This is a genomic window from Rhodoferax saidenbachensis (assembly GCF_031457975.1).
Classification (GTDB): Bacteria; Pseudomonadota; Gammaproteobacteria; order Burkholderiales; family Burkholderiaceae_C; genus Allorhodoferax; species Allorhodoferax saidenbachensis_A.
Map to the genome: position 1 here is coordinate 62,089 of NZ_JAVDXO010000003.1, position 21,819 is coordinate 83,907.

At 63.8% G+C, this 21,819-nt stretch carries 19 protein-coding genes; 14 read left to right on the forward strand and 5 right to left on the reverse strand.

Translation table 11 applies throughout. From position 1 onward, the window contains the following. The first annotated feature begins 179 nt into the window (after positions 1-179). Positions 180-671, forward strand: a complete 492-nt coding sequence (locus tag J2X15_RS08290; protein ID WP_310341391.1) for a CBS domain-containing protein — start codon at positions 180-182, stop codon at positions 669-671. Positions 672-774: 103 nt separating this feature from the next. Here J2X15_RS08290 and J2X15_RS08295 read toward each other — a convergent pair whose 3' ends face one another. Together J2X15_RS08295 and J2X15_RS08300 are read right to left on the reverse strand one after the other, a co-directional pair. Beyond that, positions 775-1,569, reverse strand: a complete 795-nt coding sequence (locus tag J2X15_RS08295; RefSeq protein WP_310341393.1) for an anti-sigma factor — start codon at positions 1,567-1,569, stop codon at positions 775-777. Positions 1,570-1,580: 11 nt separating this feature from the next. Next, positions 1,581-2,174, reverse strand: coding sequence for an RNA polymerase sigma factor (locus J2X15_RS08300; protein ID WP_409034262.1), 594 nt, complete (start codon positions 2,172-2,174; stop codon positions 1,581-1,583). A gap of 307 nt (positions 2,175-2,481) precedes the next feature. Here J2X15_RS08300 and J2X15_RS08305 point away from each other — a divergent pair, with 307 nt between their 5' ends. From J2X15_RS08305 to J2X15_RS08320, 4 genes are all read left to right on the forward strand, one after another. Beyond that, positions 2,482-3,078 (forward strand): ferritin-like domain-containing protein, encoded by a 597-nt coding sequence (locus J2X15_RS08305; RefSeq protein WP_310341396.1) that lies wholly within the window; start codon positions 2,482-2,484, stop codon positions 3,076-3,078. 5 nt (positions 3,079-3,083) lie between these two features. Then, entirely contained in the window at positions 3,084-3,455 is a 372-nt protein-coding gene (locus tag J2X15_RS08310; protein WP_310341399.1) for a c-type cytochrome, read from the forward strand. 312 nt (positions 3,456-3,767) lie between these two features. Further along, positions 3,768-6,773 (forward strand): bifunctional diguanylate cyclase/phosphodiesterase, encoded by a 3,006-nt coding sequence (locus J2X15_RS08315; protein ID WP_310342121.1) that lies wholly within the window; start codon positions 3,768-3,770, stop codon positions 6,771-6,773. A gap of 76 nt (positions 6,774-6,849) precedes the next feature. Then, on the forward strand, positions 6,850-7,812 hold the full coding sequence (locus J2X15_RS08320; RefSeq protein WP_310341400.1) for a chemotaxis protein: 963 nt from the start codon (positions 6,850-6,852) through the stop codon (positions 7,810-7,812). 6 nt (positions 7,813-7,818) lie between these two features. On the opposite strand, the gene J2X15_RS08325 is transcribed toward J2X15_RS08320, so the two are convergent. Then, a complete protein-coding gene (locus J2X15_RS08325) occupies positions 7,819-8,415 on the reverse strand; it encodes a helix-turn-helix domain-containing protein (protein WP_310341404.1) in 597 nt (198 codons plus the stop codon). Between the two features lie 82 nt (positions 8,416-8,497). On the opposite strand from J2X15_RS08325, the gene J2X15_RS08330 reads away from it, so the two are divergent. Beyond that, on the forward strand, positions 8,498-9,565 hold the full coding sequence (locus tag J2X15_RS08330) for a threonine aldolase family protein (protein ID WP_310341406.1): 1,068 nt from the start codon (positions 8,498-8,500) through the stop codon (positions 9,563-9,565). Positions 9,566-9,637: 72 nt separating this feature from the next. On the opposite strand, the gene argH is transcribed toward J2X15_RS08330, so the two are convergent. Next, on the reverse strand, positions 9,638-11,071 hold the full coding sequence (gene argH, locus J2X15_RS08335) for an argininosuccinate lyase (protein WP_310341409.1): 1,434 nt from the start codon (positions 11,069-11,071) through the stop codon (positions 9,638-9,640). Between the two features lie 39 nt (positions 11,072-11,110). Here argH and J2X15_RS08340 point away from each other — a divergent pair, with 39 nt between their 5' ends. From J2X15_RS08340 to J2X15_RS08350, 3 genes are read left to right on the forward strand one after another with little or no spacing between them, the layout of a single operon-like run. Then, positions 11,111-12,148 (forward strand): sensor histidine kinase, encoded by a 1,038-nt coding sequence (locus tag J2X15_RS08340; RefSeq protein WP_310341412.1) that lies wholly within the window; start codon positions 11,111-11,113, stop codon positions 12,146-12,148. Next, positions 12,145-12,912 carry a LytR/AlgR family response regulator transcription factor gene (locus tag J2X15_RS08345; RefSeq protein WP_310341414.1) on the forward strand — a complete coding sequence of 256 codons (768 nt, stop codon included), beginning with the start codon at positions 12,145-12,147 and terminating at the stop codon, positions 12,910-12,912. The genes J2X15_RS08340 and J2X15_RS08345 overlap by 4 nt, the downstream gene beginning before the upstream one ends. Beyond that, a complete protein-coding gene (locus tag J2X15_RS08350) occupies positions 12,909-13,646 on the forward strand; it encodes a substrate-binding periplasmic protein (protein ID WP_310341417.1) in 738 nt (245 codons plus the stop codon). Before J2X15_RS08345 ends, J2X15_RS08350 begins: the two co-directional genes overlap by 4 nt. Here J2X15_RS08350 and ppc read toward each other — a convergent pair whose 3' ends face one another. Continuing rightward, positions 13,647-16,469, reverse strand: coding sequence for a phosphoenolpyruvate carboxylase (gene ppc / locus J2X15_RS08355; protein WP_310341418.1), 2,823 nt, complete (start codon positions 16,467-16,469; stop codon positions 13,647-13,649). Between the two features lie 99 nt (positions 16,470-16,568). Here ppc and hemC point away from each other — a divergent pair, with 99 nt between their 5' ends. Genes hemC through J2X15_RS08380 form a run of 5 tightly spaced genes read left to right on the forward strand, consistent with a single transcriptional unit; the run spans position 16,569 to position 21,735 of the window. Further along, on the forward strand, positions 16,569-17,489 hold the full coding sequence (gene hemC, locus J2X15_RS08360) for a hydroxymethylbilane synthase (protein ID WP_310341420.1): 921 nt from the start codon (positions 16,569-16,571) through the stop codon (positions 17,487-17,489). A 3-nt stretch (positions 17,490-17,492) separates the two neighbouring features. Then, positions 17,493-18,290, forward strand: coding sequence for a uroporphyrinogen-III synthase (locus J2X15_RS08365; RefSeq protein ID WP_310341423.1), 798 nt, complete (start codon positions 17,493-17,495; stop codon positions 18,288-18,290). Further along, on the forward strand, positions 18,290-19,348 hold the full coding sequence (locus J2X15_RS08370) for a uroporphyrinogen-III C-methyltransferase (RefSeq protein ID WP_310341427.1): 1,059 nt from the start codon (positions 18,290-18,292) through the stop codon (positions 19,346-19,348). Before J2X15_RS08365 ends, J2X15_RS08370 begins: the two co-directional genes overlap by 1 nt. A gap of 1 nt (position 19,349) precedes the next feature. Beyond that, positions 19,350-20,627, forward strand: coding sequence for a heme biosynthesis protein HemY (locus J2X15_RS08375; RefSeq protein WP_310341429.1), 1,278 nt, complete (start codon positions 19,350-19,352; stop codon positions 20,625-20,627). Between the two features lie 31 nt (positions 20,628-20,658). Next, the gene (locus J2X15_RS08380) at positions 20,659-21,735 is read left to right on the forward strand and encodes a GGDEF domain-containing protein (RefSeq protein ID WP_310341432.1); all 1,077 of its coding nucleotides are present in this window, start codon (positions 20,659-20,661) and stop codon (positions 21,733-21,735) included. The last annotated feature ends 84 nt before the right edge of the window (positions 21,736-21,819 follow it).

Here is a 21,819-nt window from a genome sequence, read left to right on the forward strand (position 1 = left end):
CGCAATGCCCATTGGCGACTAGCACCCGCCCAGCCAAGGCTCTCCGGACGCTAAGGGTGAATTTACGAAAGACGTTCATGTCCTCTGCATCGTTGGCCACCTCCCGCCTCCACAAGGCAACACCCATTGTTCAATTCCAATTGAATTCGCACGGGCCGGTTACGTTGGCGTCACCGGCCATGTCTGTTTTTACCGATTTGTCGCAGGTGCGGGCTGCCACCGTTCAGGCGCACACCACACTGGACCAAGCTGAGTTAAAAATGATTTACTTGGGCGTGCGGCTGCTTTTTGTGGTGTCCGACATGCCTGCGGTCGATGGTGTTTTGACATTTGTGGATATTGCGGGCGAGCGTCCCACACTCCTGGTGCAACAGAGAAAAATGAAGCGCCATGAGTTGACGGCCGGTGACCTGATGACACCGCTGACCGAGATTGACACGGTGCCTTTGGCGGCCTTGCGCCGTGCGACCGTTGCGCAGGTGGTTGAAACCCTGGTGCAGCATGGGCAACCGCATCTATTGGTGGTCGAAACCTCCCCCGACGACGGCACCACGTGTATTCGGGGCCTGATATCGCAGGCGCAGGTGGAACGCCAACTTGGCCAGACTTTGCCTCGCCATGACAGAGCGCAGACATTTGCCCAACTGGAGCAGGTGCTGGCCAGCCACTGACGTATCGATTGCTACCAATTCAGTAGCTGCTCGCGCATATTCTACGGGGGCTAGAGCCCTATTTCTCTTAAATGTTGCCGGGGCACTGCACCCTGGCAGCCTCTCACAGCATCTTCTGAATCAACGTCCCCTTGAACAGCACCGGCCCGGTGGGCCCGGTCTCGCTGGGCACGCCGCCCTTGGGTTCCAGGCTGATGGCGAGTGTGGGCACTTCGCGCACATCGCTTTCTCCGGCCGTCAGGCGCAGCAGCTTGTCGCTGCCCAGCACGCCCAGTGACTTCGGCCCACCGGCTGGGGGCAGGGCCCAGAGTTGTAGGGACCGGTCGCCCGCTTCCTGGTAGGCGCCCACGCGTTGCAGGGTGAGCTTTTTGGCTTTGGGGTCAAACGTCACCAGCATGGACGCAGCGGCCTTGTCGTCGGCCAGCACGGCCACGTATTCAATCTGCGGGGCACTTTGCAGCTGCGTCTGCAGGCGGGCGATTTCGCCACCCAGTTCCTCGCGCATGCCAATGCCCACTGACACCGCGGCGATGGTGGCCAAAGCGCCGGCTGCGGTGGCGGTGCGCCACACCGTGAGGCTGCGTAGCCAGCCAGTGAGACCCGCGGGCTCTGCAGCGGCCGCTGCGGCTTGTGCACGCACGGCTTGTTGCGCCGCGCTCTGCTTTTCGCCCTGCACCAGGTTGTCAATGCGCGTCCACACCGCGGGGCTGGGCTGGGCCTGGGGCTGCAGTTCGTTGAGGCTGGCCAGACGGCTTTGCCAGATGAGGGCGGCGGCGCGCACGGGCGCTTGTTCGCGGGCCAGAGTTTCAAAGCGGCGGCGCGCGCCACCACGCAAGGTGCCCAAGGCGTAGCTGCTGGCTAGGCGGTCCAGCAGTTCGGGGTGTTGAATGAGGTTCATGGTGGGGCTCCTTACGCAAAGCGCGCCATGCACAGGCGCAACTGGTCCAGCCCGCGGCGGATCCAGGTTTTGACGGTGCCCAGCGGCAGGCTCAGTTGTTGGGCCAGCTCGCTGTGGCTCAGGTCGCGCACATAGGCCAGGCTGACCACTTCGCGCTGTTTGCTCTCCAGCTTGCCCAGGCACTGGTGCAGGGCCCAGGCTTGCTCGCTGGCCTGTGCGGTGTCCATGGGGTTGGGGGCGTCGCCTTCCAGCGTGTCGCTCAGGGTGTCGTCCAGCTCCTGCGTCAGGTGGCTGCGGTCGGCGGCGCGGCGGCGCAGCATGTCCAGCGCGCGGCTGCGCACGATCAGGCCCAGCCAGGCCATGGGCGGACTGAGCGATGCGCGGTAGTCCGCGGCGGAGCGCCAGATGGAGAGAAAGGCCTCTTGCAGCACGTCCTCTGCCAGCTCACGGCGGGTGACCACGCGCAGTGCTAGGCCATAGAGCTTGCCGGCGCATTGGTCGTACAGCGCCTTGAGGGCGGCCTCGTCTTGCTGGGCAATGCGGTCCAGCAGGACGATGAGCCGGGTGTCGTGGTTGTCGGTGGTCATGCCGGCATTGTGTGACATGGGGGTTGCCGTTGAGGTGGGTCGCGGTTTGCGCACAAACGCACGCAGCTTGCTATGAAAAGTAGAGCGGCCTGCGCTGGTTTGATGGGGGCTAGAGGGTAAAAACATGATGAATCACCGGGTGAGCAAGCCAAGCGGGCTTGTACTGGGTACGCAGCGCAGCGGCCGTTGGATTCAGCCCGGCGATGCTTGACTGGAACAGTGGGTCAATCTGAATCCAGTGCCGGGGCAGGGTGCGTATTGACAGCGTGGGTCGGCATTTTTCGTCTCGCCTGTTTCGTCTCTCACCTTTTCAAAGGACCTGACCATGACCTCTCTGATTCAAACCCTTACTTCCGGCGCTTCCGTTCCTTCGCGCCGCGCTTTCATGGGCCATACCGGCACGCTGTCTGCCGTGGCTGTGGCTTTGCTGGCCGGGCAAGACGCCATGGCCCAAGGCATGGCCGGTGATACGTCCAAAGACGTGAGCATCCTCAACGTGGCGCTGGGCTTGGAGCACGAAGCCATCAATGCCTATCAGCTGGGCGCGGGTAGCGGCCTGCTGCAAAAGCCGGTGCTGGACGTGGCCGTGCGCTTTCAGGCCGACCACAAGGCACATCGCGATGCGCTGATCGCCACCATTCAGAAGCTGGGCGGCACGCCTGTGATGGAAAAGAAGCTGGACGACTACGCGAAGGCGCTGAAGGCTGACACCCTGCGCAACCAGGGTGACGTGCTGGACTTGGCCGCGCGCCTGGAGCTGGGCGCCATCAACGCCTATCTGGGGGTGATTCCCGCGTTTGGCAACAAGGACCTGGCCAAGGTGGCCGGCCGTCTGGCTGCGGATGAGACCATGCACTACACGCTGCTGCAAAACGCACTGGGCCGTCCGCTGCCTGCTGGCGCCTTATCCTTCGGCGCGTGACCGGTATGCGCTTGCCAGTGGGTTTGCTGTTGGGTTTGTTGGGCCTATGTGCAGGGGCCCAGGCCCAGTCGGTGGCGCGCGGGCAGGCGCTGTTCGAGAGCCGCTGTGTGGCCTGCCACAGCCTGGACGCCAACCGCGTGGGGCCCGCCCTGCGCGGCGTGGTGGGCCGCACGGCGGGCAAGGCCAAGAACTTTTTTTATTCCGAGGCCATGACCGCCGCCACCCATGTGTGGGACGCGCCCAAGCTCAAGGCCTGGCTGACCAACCCCGAAACCGTGGTGCCCGGCCAAGACATGAACTACCGCCTGGACATTCCCCAAGACCGCGAAGACGTGGTGGCCTACCTGGCTTCCGTGTCCGCACCCGCCCGAAAGTAAAACCATGAACACACGTACCTCCCTCTCCCTGTTGCTCGTTGCCGGTTTGGCCGCCTGCGCCAGCTAACCCAAGCCAACGAAGGCGCCAAGCAACTGGTGCAGTACACGGCGGACTACATCTTCTACCGCGCCATGTAAAGAGTAGGGACCCTGTTCACCGGGGTCCCGCAGACGACAAACGGGGGCAAATTCACTCTTTTGGGGGATAGGCACACAGGGGGGCGCCCCCACAGAATGGGGGTGACGGCAGGGCAACCTGCCAAACGGACCAATAGGCCTCTCAACCCCCGTGGGGAACGCCGTGTGAAACCGATGTGGCAACGACTGACCCAGCGTTTTAACGCCAACAGTCACCGTGAGGTGATTGGGCTCATGGGCGCACTGCTGGTGTGCATCTGGGGTTTTGTTGGCTTTTGGTCGTGGTGGGAATACACCAACACCATCAACTCCAACACCCGCGTGCTGGAGCAGCTCACCGCCGCCGTGCAGGCGCAAACCCACAGCCTGTTCAAGCAGGCTGAGTCGCTGATGATCGTCACCGACCACTGGATGGCCGATCACCCCGACCAAGACCCATCCAAAAGCCCCGATTTCATTGCCCAGGTCGACAAGCTGCGCAAGGCGTCCAATGGCCTGCTGGACATTCGCCTGGTGACCCAAAGCGGAGACCTGCGCTTTTTGCCGGACCAGGGGCAGGGCCGAAACGTGAATGTGGCGGACCGCGATTACTTCCTTGCCCAGCGCGATCCCAAAACCCGTGGCCTCTTTATCGGTCAGCCCATATTGGGCCGGGTGAGCAATAAATGGGTGATCCCCATCTCGGCGCCGGTGGACCGCGGAGGCGGCAACGTGGCGCTCATACTGATCATCATTGAGCTGGAGCGCATCGACGGCGCGTTTGACGCGGAGCGCATCAAGCCCGCGGGCACCATTGGCATCGTGCGTAACGATGGCATGGTGCTGTTCCGTAGCCCCATGAATGAAAAGACCGTGGGCCAATCCATTGCCAAGGGCCAGGCCTGGGGCAACTACATGAGCGTGATGGCCAAGGGGGCGTACGAATCGCAGGTCAGCCTGTTTGACAACCGGCCGCGCCTGGTGACTTTCTCCCGGGTGGACGACTATCCGCTGGTGGTCTACGTCAGCGCCAGCAAGGATGACCTGCTGGTGCCCTGGCGGCAGCACACGGCCATCTTCGGCGTCGTGGCGGGGTTGCTGTCCATTGCCAGCCTGGTGATGAGCTCGGTGCTGATGCGGGCGTTAACGTCCTCGCGCCGGTCCGAGGCCATCATCCACTCCACCGACGAGGCCATCGTTGGCAAGTCGCTGGACGGCATCATCACCAGCTGGAACCCTGGGGCGGAGCGCATGTTTGGCTATGCGGCCGCGGAGATGATTGGCCAGCCCATTCTGCGGCTGCTGCCCGCCGACAGGTTGGGTGAAGAAGCCAGCATTCTGGAGAAAATCCGGCGCGCTGAAGGCGTTGAGCATTTTGAAACGGTGCGCATCTGCAAGGACGGGCGCGAGATCAATGTCTCGGTCACCATCTCGCCCATCCGCAACAGCTTTGGCCATCTGATTGGGGCTTCCAAAATCGCCCGTGACATTACCGCCCAGAAAAATGCTACGCGGCAACTGCGGCTCACGGCCAGCGTGTTCAACAACACGGGCGAAGGCATCATGATCACTGACAGGGCCGGCCTGATCGTGGAGGTGAACGACGCGTTCACCCGCATCACTGGCTATAGCCGTGAGGATGTGATGGGCAACGACCCCAGCATGTTCCGCTCTAGCCGGCAGGGGCCAGAGGTGTTTCAGGCGCTACGCCGCGCGCTGGTGCGGCATGGCGAGTGGAAGGGCGAGTTGTGGAGCCGCCGCAAGGACGGTGAGGCCTACTCGGCATGGCTTACGGTCAGCAAAGTCAAGGATAGCTCAGGCAAAGTGCGCAACTATGTGGCGCTGTTTTCCGATGTGACCGTGCTGAAGCTGCAACAGGAGAAGCTGGAGCACGGTGCGCACTTTGACGCACTGACGGATTTGCCCAACCGCCTGCTGTTGTCAGACCGCCTGCACCAGGCGATGACCGTGTGCCAGCGCCACCACCAGAGCCTAGCCGTGCTCTACCTGGACCTGGATGGGTTCAAGGCTGTCAACGACCAGTTTGGCCACGAAGCGGGCGACGCGCTGCTGGTGGCCGTGTCCCAGCGCATGCAGGCCGCATTGCGGGATGTGGACACACTGGCCCGCATGGGCGGCGATGAGTTTGTGGCAGTGCTCACCAACGTGGAGAACATTCAGGACTGCATCCAGATGGTGGCCCGAGTACTGCAAGCCTGCGCGGAGCCGGTGCGCATTGACGGGCGTGACTTGCGGGTTACCGCCAGCATTGGCGTCACCGTGTACCCGCAGGACAACGCCGAGGCCGACCAGCTGATGCGCCATGCCGACCAGGCCATGTACGAGGCCAAGCAGAGCGGCAAAAATCGCTTCCACATGTTCGACTCCGCGCAAGACGCGGAGGTAAAGAGCCGCAGCTTGCAGCAGGAACTGATTTCGCAAGGACTGAGCAACCACGAATTTGTTCTGCACTACCAGCCCAAGGTGAACATGCGCACGGGCGCCATCGTGGGCGTGGAGGCGCTGATCCGCTGGCAGCACCCCGAGAAGGGGCTGCTGCCACCTGACGCCTTCTTGCCCTCGATTGAAAAGCACCCGCTGATCGAGGCCGTGGGGGCCTGGGTGATTGATGCGGCGCTGCAGCAAATGGTGGCGTGGAAAGCCCAGGGCCTGCTGCTGCCGGTGAGTGTGAACATCGCCGCCCGGCAACTGCAGCACCAGGACTTTGCCCAGCAGCTGGCTGCGCTGTTGGCCAACCATCCCGATGTGGATGCCAGCCATCTGGAACTGGAGGTGCTGGAGACCAGCGCGTTGGACGACATCGGCTCCACCGCCACCATCATGCAAGAGTGCCACCGTGTCGGCGTGCGCTTTGCGATTGACGACTTTGGCACCGGCTACTCATCACTCACCTACCTGCGCCGCCTGCCGGTGGACGTGCTGAAGATCGACCGCAGCTTTGTGCGCGACATGCTGGACGACCAAAGTGATCTGTCCATCGTCAGCGGGGTGATCGGGTTGGCCGTGGCCTTTCACCGCGAAGTGATTGCCGAGGGGGTGGAAAGCGTGGCCCATGGCCAACGGCTGATTGAACTGGGCTGCCACCTGGGCCAGGGCTACGAGATTGCCCGCCCCATGCCGGCCGAGCAGATTCCAGCTTGGTGCGAGACCTGGGCGCCCCCTGTCGAATGGATCGCCTGAGCCTGCGCGGCGCGGGAAAGTTGGAGGCGGCGCGCCATCCTGCTATTGTGTGGTCCAAAACACCGCGGGAATTGACATGAACACAGCAATGAAACCCACCCAGCACGCGTCCAGCGGCGCCGATAACCGGCTGCAGCTGCTGTTGTTTCGTCTGGGCGAGGAGAAGGGCTCCACCCGACGCGAACTATTTGGTATCAACGTGTTCAAGGTGCGCGAGATCGTGGTGGCGCCCCACATCACGGCCATCGTCAACGCGCCCCAGTTCGCCATGGGCTTGGCCAATGTGCGTGGGCAACTGATCCCGGTGATCGACCTGCCGCGCCTGGCCGGCTGCGTACCACAGACCGAATCGGGCATCGTGCTAGTGACTGAATTTGCGCGCAACACCCAAGCGTTTTTGGTGGACGAGGTGGTGGAGATCGTGCAACTGGATTGGAAGCATTTGCTCGCGGCGGATTCCAGCTCTTCCATGCTGCTGTCGGGCGTGGCCCGCATTGACGGCGATGCCAAAGATTCGCGCCTGGCCCAGGTGCTGGATGTGGAGCAGATTTTGCGCGACGTGTTCCCCGCCACGCACAGCCAGGAGAACAAGAACTCCGGCATCCCCAAGGTCAACATGCCACCGGGTTCTATCGTGCTGTTTGCCGACGACTCGGCGGTGGCTCGCATGCTGGTCGAAGAAAGCCTGAAGACCATGGGCGTGCACTTTGTAGCGGTCAAGAACGGCAGGGAAGCCTGGGAGAAGCTCAACAGCCTGCATTCCGAGACCATCGCGCAGGGCAAGAAGATCAAGGACCGAGTGGCCCTGGTGCTGACCGACCTTGAAATGCCTGAGATGGACGGCTTCACCCTCACACGCAACATCAAGCAGGATGTCCGCTTCTCGGGCATCCCGGTCATCGTCTATTCGTCACTCACCGGCACCGCCAGCGAAGGCCACGCCACCAGCGTGGGCGCAGATGCCTATGTGGCCAAGTTTGAACCACAAGAACTGGCCCAGTCGATCAGCAATATCCTCGCCAATTCGCTATCGTATTAGTAGCTGCTAGCTCAGGTACTCCACCACCAATAGCGCCTTGGCCAGGCCTTTGCCTGTGTTGCGGATAGCGTGTTGCACGTCCACCGCGTAGCGCGCGCTGTCGCCGGCTTTCAGCACCTTGCTGCTGTCAGCCGCCTGCACGGTGAGCGTGCCGCTGAGCACCGACAGATGTTCACGCGCCCCCGCCTCGTGTGGCTCTGACGCCAGCACACCGCCGGCCTCCACCGCCAGCTCGTACCACTCCACTTTGCCGGCCAGGGCGATGGGCCCCAAGATGCGCAGCGTGCACTTGCCGTCGTTGCTGGTGGTGACTGGAATGCTGTGTGCGGCCACCAGCTCCACCGTGGGAGCCGCTTTGTCGGCTACGCCGCCGGCCAGTAGGTCGGTGAGGCTTAGCCCGAGCGCGCTGGCCAGGCGCCAGAGCACGCCCACCGTGGGGTTGGCCTGGTTGCGCTCCACCTCGGACAGCATGGACTTGGACACCCCCGCGCGCTTGGACAGCTCGTCCAGCGACAGCTTTTGGGCCTTGCGGATCTCTTGCAGCTTGGAGCCGACGGCGGGTGGGCCGTCGATGAGGGGAATGGAGGAGGGGACTTGCGCCATGGTGGTTTTGGTCGGTAAAATGGATTTTTGTTCGATATACCGGAAATATCCGCTAATTCAATCTTACACCGCCCACGCCGCCATGACCATCGCACACCCTGCCACCTCCCAGTCCTCCGGTCACTACCTGCAATTCGCCAGTGACAACACCTCCGGCATCTGCCCCGAGGCCATGCAGGCCTTTGCCGCGGCCAATGCGGGTTTTGCCGCGTCCTACGGCAATGACGATGCCACGCGACTGGCCTGCGACCGGCTGCGCGAGGTGTTTGAGGCGGACGCTGAAGTGTTTTTCGTCTTCAACGGCACGGCGGCCAACTCGATTGCACTGGCGTCGCTCTGCCAGTCTTACCAGGCGGTGATCTGCAGCGACACCGCGCACGTGGAGACCGACGAGTGCGGCGCACCCGAGTTCTTTTCCAACGGCTCCAAGCTGCTATCGGCCCCGCACCGCCACGGCAAACTCACATCGGCCGGCGTGCTGGAGGTCATCACCCGCCGCACCGATGTGCACTACCCGCGGCCCAAGGTGGTCACGCTCACCCAGTCCACCGAGATGGGCACGGTCTACCAGAAGGGCGAGATCAGCGGCATCAGCCGCATCGCGCAGGAGCATGGCCTGAAGGTGCACATGGACGGCGCACGCTTTGCCAACGCCGTGGCTGCGCTAAACGTGGCGCCGGCTGACATCACCTGGCGTGCCGGGGTGGATGTGCTGTGTTTTGGCGGCACCAAGATGGGCCTGCCGATTGGCGAAGCCATCGTGTTTTTTGACCGCAAGCTGGGCGAAGAGTTTTCCTACCGCTGCAAGCAGGCCGGGCAGCTCGCCTCCAAGATGCGCTACCTTTCCGCTCCCTGGCTGGCCATGCTGACCGATGGCGCCTGGCTGCGCCACGCGGCCCACGCCAACGCCATGGCGCAGCGCCTGTCGGACAAAGTGGCGGGCATTGCCGGGGCAGAGTTGCTGCTGCCTACCGAAGTGAACGGCGTGTTCGTGAACCTGCCCGAACCTGCCATCGCCCGCCTCAAGGCCCTGGGCTGGACCTTCTACACCTTCATCGGCGGCGGTGCCCGCTTCATGTGTTCCTGGGCCACCACCGCAGAGGCGGTGGACCATCTGGCGCATGACCTGGAGCGGGCGCTGGCGGGTTGATTGGTACCGCGAGTGCTACTGATTCAGTAGCTGCTCGCGCATATTCCACGGGGGCTACAGACCTGTTTAGTCTTAACCCAATCGAGCGCGATGCCGTGCAATCTGCGCCCGCACCTGGGCCGGCGCGGTGCCACCCAGAATGTTGCGTGCATTCAGCGAGCCACGCAGGCTTAGGCACTCGTAGACGTCTTTCTCAATACTGGCGTGGAAGCCTTGCAGCACGGTCAGCGGCAGCTCCGAGAGGTCACAGGCATGTGACTGGGCGGCCTTCACAGCGTGGGCCACGGTTTCGTGCGCGTCGCGGAAGGGCAGGCCCTTCTTCACCAAATAGTCCGCAAGGTCGGTGGCGGTGGCGTAGCCTTTGAGGGCGGCGCGCTCCATGGCCTCGGCGTTCACGCTGATGCCGCCTTCCTTTTTGCCGGTCGCTGCGTTCATCTGTCCGCCAATCATTTCCGAGAAGATGCGCAGCGTGTCCTTCAGCGTGTCCACGGTGTCGAACAGCGGTTCCTTGTCTTCCTGGTTGTCCTTGTTGTAGGCCAGGGGCTGGCCCTTCATCAGGGTGATCAGGCCCATCAGGTGGCCGACCACGCGGCCAGTCTTGCCGCGCGCCAGTTCGGGCACATCGGGGTTTTTCTTCTGCGGCATGATGGAACTGCCGGTGGTGAAGCGGTCGGCAATCTTGATGAAGCCGAAGTTCTGGCTCATCCAGATGATCAGCTCTTCGCTCATGCGGCTGATGTGCACCATGGTCAGGGTGGCGGCGCTGGTGAATTCGATCGCAAAGTCGCGGTCGCTCACGGCGTCCAGGCTGTTTTGGCACACGCCGTCCATGGCCAGCGTCTTGGCCACGCGTTCGCGGTTCAGCGGGTAGCTGGTGCCGGCCAGTGCGGCGCTGCCCAGCGGCAGGCGGTTGGTGCGGCGGCGCACTTCACTAAAGCGCTCGGCATCGCGGCTGAACATTTCCACATAGGCCAGCATGTGGTGGCCAAAGCTCACGGGCTGGGCCACTTGCAGGTGGGTAAAACCGGGCAGGATGACCTCGGCATTGGCCTCGGCCACGTCGACCAACGACTTTTGCAGGTCCACCAGCAGTTCGCCAATGAGGTCAATCTCGCTGCGCAGCCATAGGCGCACGTCGGTGGCCACTTGGTCGTTGCGGCTGCGGCCGGTGTGCAGGCGCTTGCCGGCATCGCCTACCAATTGGGTCAGGCGCGCCTCGATGTTCAGGTGCACGTCTTCCAGGTCCAGCTTCCATTCAAACGCGCCAGATTCGATTTCGCCCCAAATCTGGGCCATGCCCTTCTGGATGGCAGCGTGGTCTTCAGCGGCAATGATGCCCTGTGCGGCCAGCATTTCGGCATGCGCCAGACTGCCGGTAATGTCGGCCTGCCAAAGGCGCTTGTCAAAGAACACGCTGGAGGTGTAGCGTTTGACCAGATCACTCATGGGCTCAGAAAACAGCGCGGACCACGCTTGGGACTTTTTATCGAATTGGTTTTGGGACATGGGAAGCGCTTCTCAGAATGGAGTCAAAATCCGGTGGACATGAACGACACCCAAATATTATCGACGTTCCAGGACCTGCCCCAGGAGCCAGTGGCCGCGCCCAAGGCGCCCGCGCTGGTGTTCGACGCCTGCCAGATGGGCGTGGTGCTGCGCGCGGTGCTGTTTGTCGAAGTAGCGGTGGGCGTGGCGTCCATGTACGCGGCCAGCTCCTTGTGGGACTGGGTGATGCGCCTGGCACTGGTCACCGGCGCGGCCCTGCCGGCCACGCTGGCCTGGCTGCTGACGGCCTGCATCGTCAAGCGCTGGCTGGCGCGCATGCCCGCGGGTGTGCAGTATTCGGTGGCTGTGGTTTTGGGCGCGGTGGCTGGCGCCTACGGCTGCAGCCTGTTGGCTGTGGCAGGGCTGCTGGAGCGTTCGCCCTGGGTGGCCAGTATGTTTAGCGGTGCGTTTCTGTCCTCGCTGCTGGTGGCCGCGCTGGTCATGCGCGCCAAGGGCCGCACCCCGGCAGACACGGCGGCGCGGCTGGCCGAGCTGCAATCGCGCATCCGCCCCCATTTTTTGTTCAATACCCTCAACAGCGCCATTGCGCTGGTGCGCGCCGAGCCCGCCAAGGCCGAGACCTTGCTGGAAGACCTGAGCGACCTGTTCCGCCACGCCCTGATGGACCAGGGCACCGAGGTCACGCTGGCGGAGGAGATTGCGCTGGCCCAGCGCTATATGGCGATTGAAAAAGTGCGCTTTGGCGACCGTCTGGACGTGCAATGGTCGCTGGACCCAGAGGCGGACCAGGCCAAGCTGCCGCCCCTGCTGCTGCAGCCGCTGGTGGAAAACGCGGTGCGCCATGGGGTGGAGCCCAGTGCCGCGGGCGCGGCCATCCGCATTTCCACCCAGCGCCGTGGCTCGGTGGTGGTGGTGAAGGTAACCAATACCGTGCCTGCTGGCCAGGGTGCTGAGGGCCATGGGCTGGCGCTGCGCAATGTGCAAGATCGCCTGTCGCTGTTGCATGACGTGCAGGGCCAGTTCCGCAGTGGTCTGCGGGACGGTGTTTACCAGGTGCGAATGGAGTTTCCCGCATGAACATGTCCCTAGCCGCTCCCAAACGTCTGCAGGTGATGGTGGTGGACGATGAGCCATTGGCGCGCTCCCGCCTGCGCACGCTGCTGGGCGACTGCAAAGCCCCGGCGGCCGATGTGGTGGCTGAGGCTGCCAACGCCAGCCAGGCGCTGGAGCTGCTGCGCCGCCAACCGGTAGACCTGGTGTTTTTGGACATCCACATGCCTGGTGCCGATGGCTTGGCGCTGGCCGAATCGCTGCGGGCGCTACCGCGCTCGCCGGCCGTGGTGTTTGTCACCGCGCATGCCGAGCACGCGGTGCAAGCCTTTGAGCTGGAGGCGGTGGACTACCTGACCAAGCCAGTGCGCATCGAGCGCCTGCAGGCCGCGCTACAAAAAGCAGAGCGCTTCGCGCAGATCCAGTCGGGGCCCGTGGCTAATTTTGCATCTGACGAGGTGCTGGTGATCCAGGAGCGCCACCGCACCGAGCGCGTGCCCCTGCACCAGGTGATTTACTTCAAGGCCGAGCTCAAGTACATCACGGTGCGCACCGCCGCGCGCCACTACATTCTGGACGGCTCACTCAACGACCTGGAAGAAAAGTACCGCGAGCACTATGTGCGCGTGCACCGCAACGCCATCGTGGCGCGCCGCGCCGTGCGCGCGCTGGAGAAGCACTTTGATCCCGAAGAGGGTGACGGCTGGGCTGTGCGGCTGCAGGGGGTGGACGAGCTGTTGTCCGTTTCGCGTCGCCAACTGGCCGTGGTGCGGGGGCTGATCACCCAATGAGCCTGCGGGGCCTCGTACTGCTGTGCAGTGCGTGGGCGCTGGCCGGTGGGTGCGCCGCACAGAAGCTGCGCATCGGTGCCGAAGACGACTGGCGGCCTTACGCCTACGTGGCTGACGGCAAGCCCGCGGGCTTTGCGGTGGATCTGGCGCGTGCCGCCTGGGCGGCGGCGGGTGTGGATGTGGAGCTGGTGCCCTTGCCTTATGCGCGCTGCATGAAAGAGGTGGACAACAACCGGCTGGCCGGTTGCTTTGACACCCTGCGGGATGCCCGGACCGAAGGCAAATACCGTTGGCACAAGCACCCACTGTTCAAGGCCCGCATTGCCATCTATGGCCGCAGCAACCAGCCCGACAGCAAGGTGGACCTGCAGGCCCTGCGAGGCACACGCGTAGGCGTTACCAATGGCTATGACTACGGCGAAGCCTTTGACAGCGACCCGTACATGCTGCGGGATGTGTCCTCGTCCGACCTGACCTCGTTGCGCAAACTGGTGGCGGGGCGGGTGGACTATGCGCTGGTGTTTGACCGCGTGGCCACCCAGATTGCCAGCATCCACCCCGAGCTGGCACAAGGCTTCAAGCAACGCGGGGTGCTGGTGGAGCCGCAGCTCTACATCTCGTTTGCCCGTGACTTTCCCGGCATTGAACGCACCATTGCCCAGTTCGATGATGGACTGGAGAAGGTGCGCAAATCGGGCGAGTACGCGCGCATTGAAGCGCGCTGGAAACCCTGATTAGCCCGTGTTGCGCAGACCAGCGGCGATGCCGTTGATCGAGATGTGGATGCCGCGCTGCACGCGCTCATCGGCCTTGCCTTCGCGGTAGCGGCGCACCAGCTCCACTTGCAGGTGGTGCAGGGGGTCGATGTAGGGGAAGCGGTGGCGGATCGAGCGTTGCAGGGCTGCGTTGTTGGCCAGGCGGTTCTTTTCACCGGTAATGGCCGACAGCGCGTGCGCGGTGGCGTGCCACTCGGCCTCGATGGCGCTGAAGATTTTCTTGCGTAGGCGGGCATCCCCCACCAGCTCGGCGTAGCGCGATGCCAGCGCCAGATCGCTCTTGGCCATCACCATGTCCATGTTGGACAGCAGTGTGCGGAAAAAGGGCCATTGCTTGTACATCTTTTGCAGCAGGGCAGTGCGCTCCTTTTGCTGCTCGGGCGTGCCACTTTGCATGAACTGGTGCACAGCCGAGCCAAAGCCAAACCAGCCGGGCAGTGTCAAACGGCACTGGCCCCAGCTGAAGCCCCAGGGAATCGCGCGCAGGTCTTCAATGCGTTGCGAGGCCTTGCGCGACGCAGGGCGTGAACCGATATTGAGCTCGGCAATCTCGCGCAGCGGTGTGGAGGCGAAGAAGTACTCGGTGAACCCCGGGGTCTCGTACACCAGCGCGCGGTAGGCGGACATGCTGTTTTGCGACAGCTCGGCCGCAGCATCCAGAAACGCCTTGGTGGCGGACTTGGTGGGTTGCAGCAGCGTGGCTTCCAACGTGGCCGCCACGAGTGTTTCAAGGTTGCGTCGGCCGATTTCGGGGTTGGCGTATTTGGAGCCGATCACTTCGCCCTGCTCGGTCAGGCGAATCTGACCGCGCACGGTGCCGGGGGGCTGGGCCAGAATGGCCTGGTAGCTGGGGCCACCGCCGCGACCCACCGTGCCACCACGGCCGTGGAACATGCGCAGCTGGATCTTGTGGTCTTTGGCCAGCACGTCAAACAGTTCCACCAGTGCGATTTCGGCGCGGTACAGCTCCCAGTTGCTGGTAAAGATGCCGCCGTCCTTGTTGGAGTCGGAGTAGCCCAGCATGATGTCCTGCTCGGCGCCGCTGCGTTTGACCAGCTCGGCCACGCCGGGCAGGGCGTAGAACTCGCGCATGATGGGCGCTGCGTTGCGCAGGTCTTCGATGGTTTCGAACAGCGGCACCACGATCAGGTCGACCGTGGCTTGCGCGTCCAGCGTGCCGCGCATCAGGCCCACTTCTTTTTGCAGCAGCAGCACTTCGAGCAAGTCGCTCACCGTTTCGGTGTGGCTGATGATGTAGTGGCGGATGGCTTCGAAGCCAAAGCGCTCGCGCATGACCTTGGCGGAGGCAAAGATGGCCAGCTCGCCCTGGGCGTGGGCCGAGTAGTCCACGCCGTGCACGCGCAGCGGGCGGGCATCGTTCAACAGGCCTAGCAGCAAGGTGCGTTTGGCGGGTTCGTCCAGTGCGCTGTAGTTGGCTTCCACACGGGCCGTGGCCAGCAGTTCGGCGACCACTTCTTCGTGCTTGTCGGAACTCTGGCGCAAGTCCACCGTGGCAAGGTGGAAGCCAAACACTTCCACCGCGCGGATCAGCGGGTGCAGGCGCTGGGTGACCAGCGCGGCACCGTGGTGGGCCTTCAGTGAGCTGGCGATGGTGCGCAGATCGGCCACAAACTCCTGCGCCAGCAGGTAGGGGTTTTGCGGGGCCACAGCGTGGCGGGCAGCTTCGGTGCCGGTGAGACTCTTCAGCGTGGCGGCCAGGCGCGCGTACATGCCGGTCAGGGCGCGGCGGTAGGGCTCGTCCTTGCGGTGCTCGTTCTGGTCAGGCGAGCGCTCGGCCAGGGCCTGCATCTCAGGCGTGCAGTCGGCCAGCATGGCAGAGATGGACAGCTCAGCACCCAGGCGGTGGACTTCGGTCAGGTAATGGCGCAGCGCCACTTCAGCCTGGCGGCGCAGCGCGTATTCCAGGGTCTGGGCGCTGACGTTGGGGTTGCCGTCGCGGTCGCCACCGATCCACTGGCCCATGCGCAGAAAGCTGTGCACGGGGTGGTTGCCCAGCATTTCTTCCAGGTCGGCATAGAGCTTGGGAATCTCGCGCAGGAAGGTGGATTCGTAGTAGCTCAGCGCGTTCTCGATCTCGTCGGCCACGGTGAGCTTGCTGAAGCGCAGCAAACGGGTCTGCCAGAGCTGCATCACGCGCGCGCGCATCTGGGCTTCGTTGGCGGCCAGCTCTTTGGGGGTGAGGGCGTCTTTCTTGCTGTCCACCGACGTGGCGCGCAGCTTGATTTCGTCGCGCGTGGTCAGCAGCTGGGCGATGTCGCGCTCGGCATCAAGAATACTCTTGCGCTGCACTTCAGTGGGATGGGCGGTGAGCACGGGCGACACATAGCTTTGGGCCAGCGTTTGCGAGATGGTCTTGGGCGAAATGCCGGCCCAGCGCATGCGCGACATGGCGACCTCGATGCTGCCCTCTTGCGTGTCACCGGCGCGTTCATGGACGGCGCGGCGGCGGATGTGATGGCGGTCTTCGGCCAGGTTGGCCAAGTGCGAAAAATACGTGAAGGCGCGGATCACGCTCACGGTTTGGTCACCAGACAGGCCCTTGAGCAGCTTCTTCAGCGCCTTGTCGGCCTCATGGTCCGCGTCGCGACGAAACGCCACCGACAACTTGCGGATCTGCTCGATCAGTTCGTAGGCTTCCACACCCTCTTGTTCGCGAATCACATCACCCAGAATGCGACCCAGAAGACGGATGTCCTCCACCAGGGGGCGTTCGTTGTCTTTGCTTCGCTTGGCCGTCTCAGCGGCGGGGGCATTTTTCATGGGTCAAACAGGTGGGAGTGGAGGGCGCTTCGAACGAAGCAAGGATCGCGCCCATGCTAGCATCGAAGGCATTCCACCGATTACTAACAGGTTACGATTTTGCGCAATTTTACGATCGCCACACGCGAGAGCCGATTGGCGCTTTGGCAGGCGGAGCACGTCAAGGCTTTGCTGGAGCAACAAGGGGCTTCTGTCACCCTGTTGGGCATGACCACTAAGGGCGATCAAATCCTGGACCGCTCACTCAGCAAAGTGGGTGGCAAGGGCCTGTTTGTCAAAGAGCTGGAAGTGGCCTTGGAGGAGGGGCGTGCAGACCTCGCAGTGCACTCGCTCAAGGACGTGCCCATGGAGCTGCCGGAAGGCTTTGACCTGGCCTGCGTGATGGAGCGCGAAGACCCGCGCGATGCCTGGGTCTCCAACCGCTACGCCAGCCTGCTGGACCTGCCGCAAGGCGCCGTGGTCGGCACCTCTAGTCTGCGCCGGACGGTGCTGCTGCATGCCCTGCGTCCCGACCTGCGCATAGAGCCGCTGCGCGGCAACTTGGACACCCGCCTGAAGAAGCTTGACGATGGTCTGTACGACGGCATCGTGCTGGCCGCCGCGGGCCTCAAGCGCCTGGAGCTGGCATCGCGCATCCGCGCCACCTTTAGCCCCGAGCAGATGCTGCCCGCTGCTGGGCAGGGCGCCCTGGGTATTGAGATACGCCAGGGCCGTGCCGATGTGGCTCAGGCGCTGGCGACACTGGCCCACCAGCCCACCTGGCTGGCCGTGGCGGCTGAGCGTTCGGTCAGCCGCATGATGGGCGGCAGTTGTTCCATGCCATTGGCTGCCTATGCCACGATGGACGGTACCCAACTGCACATCCGCGCCGCCTGGGGCGACGCCAATGGCGTGTTGCCGCTAGTCACCGCAGAGGCCCATGGCGTGGTGACCGACCATGCCGCCGCTGTGGCGCTGGGTGAGCAGGTGGCGCGCCAGTTGCAAGACGGCGTGCGCGCGCAGACCGCAACCGGGCACTGAGCCATGCGCGTCATCGTGACCCGCCCACAGACCGAGGCCGCGCAGTGGGTGCAAACCCTGCAGGCGTCGGGCTACGAGGCGCACAGCCTGCCCCTGATCGACGTGCAGCCCGCGGCCCAGCCGCAGGCGGTGCGCGAGGCGTGGGCCCGGATGGATCGGAACCAGTACGACGCGGTGATGTTCGTCAGCCGCAACGCCGTTGACCACTTTTTTGCATTAAAACAGGCTGCAGCCCCCGTATTCATTGCGCAAGCAGCTATCAAAAGCAGAGCATTCGTCACCGGCCCTGGCAGCTACTCGGCACTTCTGCGCGCCGGCGCGGAGCCCGGCTGCATTGATGCACCTGCGCAGGACACGGGCCAGTTCGATTCCGAGGCCCTGTGGGCTGTGGTGCAGCAGCGGGTAGTGCCCGGCTTTCGCTTGCTCATCGTGCGCGGCACCACGGCGCAGGGCGATGCCAGCGACGAGGGCGTGGGTCGCGATTGGTTTGCGCGCAAGGCCACGGCAGCCGGTGCGGTGGTTGATTTCGTGGTGGCTTATCAGCGGCAGCGTCCGGTGTTGCCCGCCGGTGGTGAGGCGCTGATCGGCGCAGCCGCCACTGACGGTTCGGTCTGGCTGTTCAGCAGCTCCGAGGCCATTGCCAACCTGCAGGCCTGGTGTCCGCAGCAGGCTTGGCAGCAGGCGCGTGCGGTGGTCACCCATCCGCGCATTGGCCAGGCGGCGCGCGCTGCGGGCTTTGGCACCGTGCGCGAGTCCAAACCCGCGCTGGCAGCGCTGATGGCGTCGATAGAATCCCTGTAATGAATACTGAGTCCCCGGTTCCCTTGGCGCCTGAGGTGGTGGATGTCACGCCGCAGGCTGGTGCGATCCTGCCCGCGGTCAAATCCTCCCGGCGCTTGCTGCGCGGCGTGGCCGTAGTGGCGGTGGTGGGGCTGGTGGCCAGCGTGTTCCTCTGGCAAAAGCTCAGCTCCATCCAGGAGCAACTGGCACGCCAAAGCGCCGATGCTGGTACCCAGGCTACCGAGGCGCGTGCTACAGCCCGCCAAGCGCAAGAGCTGGCTATCGAGACCGCCGCCAAACTGGCGGTGACGGAGGCGCGACTGAGTGAGGTGTCGCTGCAGCGCACCCAGCTCGAAGAACTCATGCAAAGCCTGTCGCGCTCACGCGATGAAAATCTGGTGGTGGACATTGAATCTGCGCTGCGCCTGGCGCAGCAGCAGGCCCAGCTCACCGGCAGTGCGGAGCCGCTGTTGGCGGCCCTCAAGTCCGCCGAGTTGCGCGTGGCACGTGCTGCCCAGCCGCGCCTGACCCCCGTCCAACGTGCCATTGCCAAAGATGTGGCGCGTATCAAGGCCACGGCGCTGGCCGACACACCGGCGCTGCTGGTCAAACTCGATGAACTCGTGCTGCTGGCCGATGACGTGCCCGTGGCCAATGCGGTTGCCGTGGCACGCCCCGCCGTCAGCCTGCAGCGCAAGACCGAAGAGTCCGTGCCCACCTGGTGGATGCGCATGCTGTCGGTGGTGCGCGAAGAAATCAGAGGCCTGGTGCGGGTGAGCCGCATAGAAAACCCCGAGGCACCGCTGCTGTCGCCCGAGCAGTCGTTCTTCGTGCGCGAAAACCTCAAACTCAAGTTGCTTAACGCCCGCCTGGGCCTGCTGGCCCGCCAGACCGACTCAGCGCGTGCCGACCTGGCCGCAGCATCGGCATCGTTGGTCCGTTATTTCGATACGTCCTCGCGCAAGACGCAGGCCGCGCAGGGCGTACTGCAGCAGTTGCAGGGCCAGATGCGTTCGCTGGAGTTGCCACGCGTGGACGAGACCCTGGCGGCATTGGCCACCGCGGCAGCGGGGCGCTGAGATGCGGGCTGCACTGTGGCTCATGGCATTGTTTGGCACAGCCGTGGCGGCTGCGCTGTTTGCGGGCAACAACCAAGGCACGGTTACGCTGTACTGGCCGCCCTACCGCGTGGATGTGTCGCTGAACCTGGTGCTGCTGGTGCTGGCACTGGCGTTTGTCACCCTGCACCTGGCGCTGCGCGCGTTGTCGGGCTTGTTCAGTATTCCGCTGCAGGCCAAACGCTGGCGCCTGTTGCAAAAAGAGCGCGCCATCCACACCGCCTTGCTCGACGCCGCCTTGCATTTGGTGGCTGGTCGTTTTGTGCGGGCCCGCAAGGCTGCAGAGCTGGTGGTGACGCTGGAAGAATCGGTGCGCGCCGGGGATGAAAATGTGGTGCAGGCGGCGCGGCTGCGCACCCTGTCCCACTTGTTGGCCGCCGAGAGCGCGCACGCATTGCAAGACCGCACCGTGCGCGACCAGCACTTCCAATTGGCGCTGGAACACACCCACCTGCGCGCGGCGCAGGACGCGCGTGACGGCGTGCACATGCGTGCCGCCCGCTGGGCCTTTGATGACCGCGACCCCGGTGCCGCCATGCAGTGGCTGGACCAACTGCCCCAGGGCACGGCACGCCGCACCATTGCGCTGCGGCTGCGCTTCAAGGTGGCACGCCAGGCCGGCAAGGCCCGCATGGCACTGGATGCGTCGCGCCTGCTGACCAAACACCGCGCGTTCTCCGAGGTCGCTGGTGCGGGCATTGCCCGCGGCCTGGTGCTGGAGATGATTCGCTCCGCCCACGACCCGGCACAACTGCAACGCGAATGGGACCATCTGGACCCCGCTGAACAGCGCATCCCCGAAGTGGCGCTGGAAGCCGCGGAGCGCTGCCTGGCGCTGGGTGGGGATGTGGCCGTGTCGCGGTTGTGGGTGCATCCGCTGTGGCAGGCCATGTCGCAACGCCTGGATGCGCTGAGCCCGGCCCTGCGCCTGCGGTTGATTCGCGTGCTGGAAAAAGGCTTTGCGGTGGCCGCTGGCGCGCCCGATGCGGCTTGGCTGGCCCGCATTGAATCGCTGCAATTGTCCAACCCTGCAGACCCGGTGCTGCAGTACTTGGCGGGGGTGATGTGTGCGCGTTTGGAGCTGTGGGGCAAGGCACAGCAGTTGCTGCGCCAATCGCTGTCTATGCTCAAGGACAAGGAACTCAAGCGCGATGCTTGGCGGGCCCTGGCCGAACTGGCCGAACAGCGCCAGGATACAGCCGCTGCGGCACAGGCTTACAAGGAAGCTGCCAAAGCGTGACGGGGCCGGTTTTCAGGGCTATTATCCGCCCATGGCCACACTCATAGACCACCTCATCAAGCTCACAGACCACCGCGAGCGCGACCTGTTGGAGCTCACCCTGTCCAAGGCCTTGATTGACCTTGTACCTATCCAGCGTGTCATCGTGGCACGGGTGGTCAGCGAGGAGGGGATTCGGCGATGGCTGGAGGTCACCACGCTGGACGCCAAGGGCGGTGGCAAGGTGGTCGATCCATTGCGCGTGGACTTTCAAAAGCTGCCGCTGCTCGAAGACAACAAGGACCGGCTGCGCGCCCTGCAAACGCGCAGCACGGTGGAAATTGCCTGGGCGGGTGAAGATGGCCCGCGCATCACCTACTTTCCGCTGTTTGCCGAAAGCCTTAGTGACGACGAAGGTGCACTCGAAATCCATTCCGCCTCCGTGTTGACGCCGGAGCAGGTGCAGACCATTGGCGCGGTGCACCACGTGTTCCGCAATATGTACCACCTGCTGGCCTACAGTGACCGCGATGCGCTCACCGGTCTGCTGAACCGCAAGTCACTGGACGACACCTTTTACAGCGCGGTGCTGGACGAACTGGGTGAGGGCGATGCCGTGACCAAAGGCGCGTCCGAAGCCGCTGTGGCCCCCGGGCAGGAACGCCGCCACCGGGTGCCGCCCAACTATTGGCTGGGCACCATCAGTGTGGACAGCTTTGGGCTCATCAGCGACAAGAGTGGACACCTGATTGCCGAAGAGGTGCTGCTGCTGGTGGCGCGCATCATGAACAACACCTTCCGCACCTACGACCGGCTCTACCGCTTGGGTGGTGAGCAGTTCGCGGTGCTCATGCACTGCCCTGATGAAGCGTTGGTGCTCGCGGCGTTTGAACGCTTCCGCGCCAATATCGAGAAATTCAATTTTCCTCAGGTGGGGCGTTTGACGATTTGCGGTGGCTTTACCCGCGTGACGCCCGATGACTCCCCCAGCACCGCGCTGGAACGGGCCGAGCGCGCCGTGGACTACGCCCAGCACAATGGAAACAACAAGGTGTTCAGCCACGCCGAACTGGTGCGCCGGGGCTTCTTTGGTGAAGCGCTGAAGATTGGTGCGGTAGATTTGTTCTAGCGGTTCCACCGGCAGTTTTCACCCATGAAAAAGGGGCACCGTGGTGCCCCTTTTTCATGACCGTGTGGGTTCTTGCGAACCCAC

What these genes read in the sequence shown, in the direction of transcription:
- J2X15_RS08290 (WP_310341391.1), top strand. Translation starts at nt 180, where the DNA reads ATGTCTGTTTTTACCGATTTGTCGCAGGTGCGGGCTGCCACCGTTCAG.
- J2X15_RS08295 (WP_310341393.1), bottom strand. Translation starts at nt 1,569, where the DNA reads ATGAACCTCATTCAACACCCCGAACTGCTGGACCGCCTAGCCAGCAGC.
- J2X15_RS08300 (WP_409034262.1), bottom strand. Translation starts at nt 2,174, where the DNA reads ATGTCACACAATGCCGGCATGACCACCGACAACCACGACACCCGGCTC.
- J2X15_RS08305 (WP_310341396.1), top strand. Translation starts at nt 2,482, where the DNA reads ATGACCTCTCTGATTCAAACCCTTACTTCCGGCGCTTCCGTTCCTTCG.
- J2X15_RS08310 (WP_310341399.1), top strand. Translation starts at nt 3,084, where the DNA reads ATGCGCTTGCCAGTGGGTTTGCTGTTGGGTTTGTTGGGCCTATGTGCA.
- J2X15_RS08315 (WP_310342121.1), top strand. Translation starts at nt 3,768, where the DNA reads ATGTGGCAACGACTGACCCAGCGTTTTAACGCCAACAGTCACCGTGAG.
- J2X15_RS08320 (WP_310341400.1), top strand. Translation starts at nt 6,850, where the DNA reads ATGAACACAGCAATGAAACCCACCCAGCACGCGTCCAGCGGCGCCGAT.
- J2X15_RS08325 (WP_310341404.1), bottom strand. Translation starts at nt 8,415, where the DNA reads ATGGCGCAAGTCCCCTCCTCCATTCCCCTCATCGACGGCCCACCCGCC.
- J2X15_RS08330 (WP_310341406.1), top strand. Translation starts at nt 8,498, where the DNA reads ATGACCATCGCACACCCTGCCACCTCCCAGTCCTCCGGTCACTACCTG.
- argH (WP_310341409.1), bottom strand. Translation starts at nt 11,071, where the DNA reads ATGTCCCAAAACCAATTCGATAAAAAGTCCCAAGCGTGGTCCGCGCTG.
- J2X15_RS08340 (WP_310341412.1), top strand. Translation starts at nt 11,111, where the DNA reads ATGAACGACACCCAAATATTATCGACGTTCCAGGACCTGCCCCAGGAG.
- J2X15_RS08345 (WP_310341414.1), top strand. Translation starts at nt 12,145, where the DNA reads ATGAACATGTCCCTAGCCGCTCCCAAACGTCTGCAGGTGATGGTGGTG.
- J2X15_RS08350 (WP_310341417.1), top strand. Translation starts at nt 12,909, where the DNA reads ATGAGCCTGCGGGGCCTCGTACTGCTGTGCAGTGCGTGGGCGCTGGCC.
- ppc (WP_310341418.1), bottom strand. Translation starts at nt 16,469, where the DNA reads ATGAAAAATGCCCCCGCCGCTGAGACGGCCAAGCGAAGCAAAGACAAC.
- J2X15_RS08365 (WP_310341423.1), top strand. Translation starts at nt 17,493, where the DNA reads ATGCGCGTCATCGTGACCCGCCCACAGACCGAGGCCGCGCAGTGGGTG.
- J2X15_RS08370 (WP_310341427.1), top strand. Translation starts at nt 18,290, where the DNA reads ATGAATACTGAGTCCCCGGTTCCCTTGGCGCCTGAGGTGGTGGATGTC.
- J2X15_RS08375 (WP_310341429.1), top strand. Translation starts at nt 19,350, where the DNA reads ATGCGGGCTGCACTGTGGCTCATGGCATTGTTTGGCACAGCCGTGGCG.
- J2X15_RS08380 (WP_310341432.1), top strand. Translation starts at nt 20,659, where the DNA reads ATGGCCACACTCATAGACCACCTCATCAAGCTCACAGACCACCGCGAG.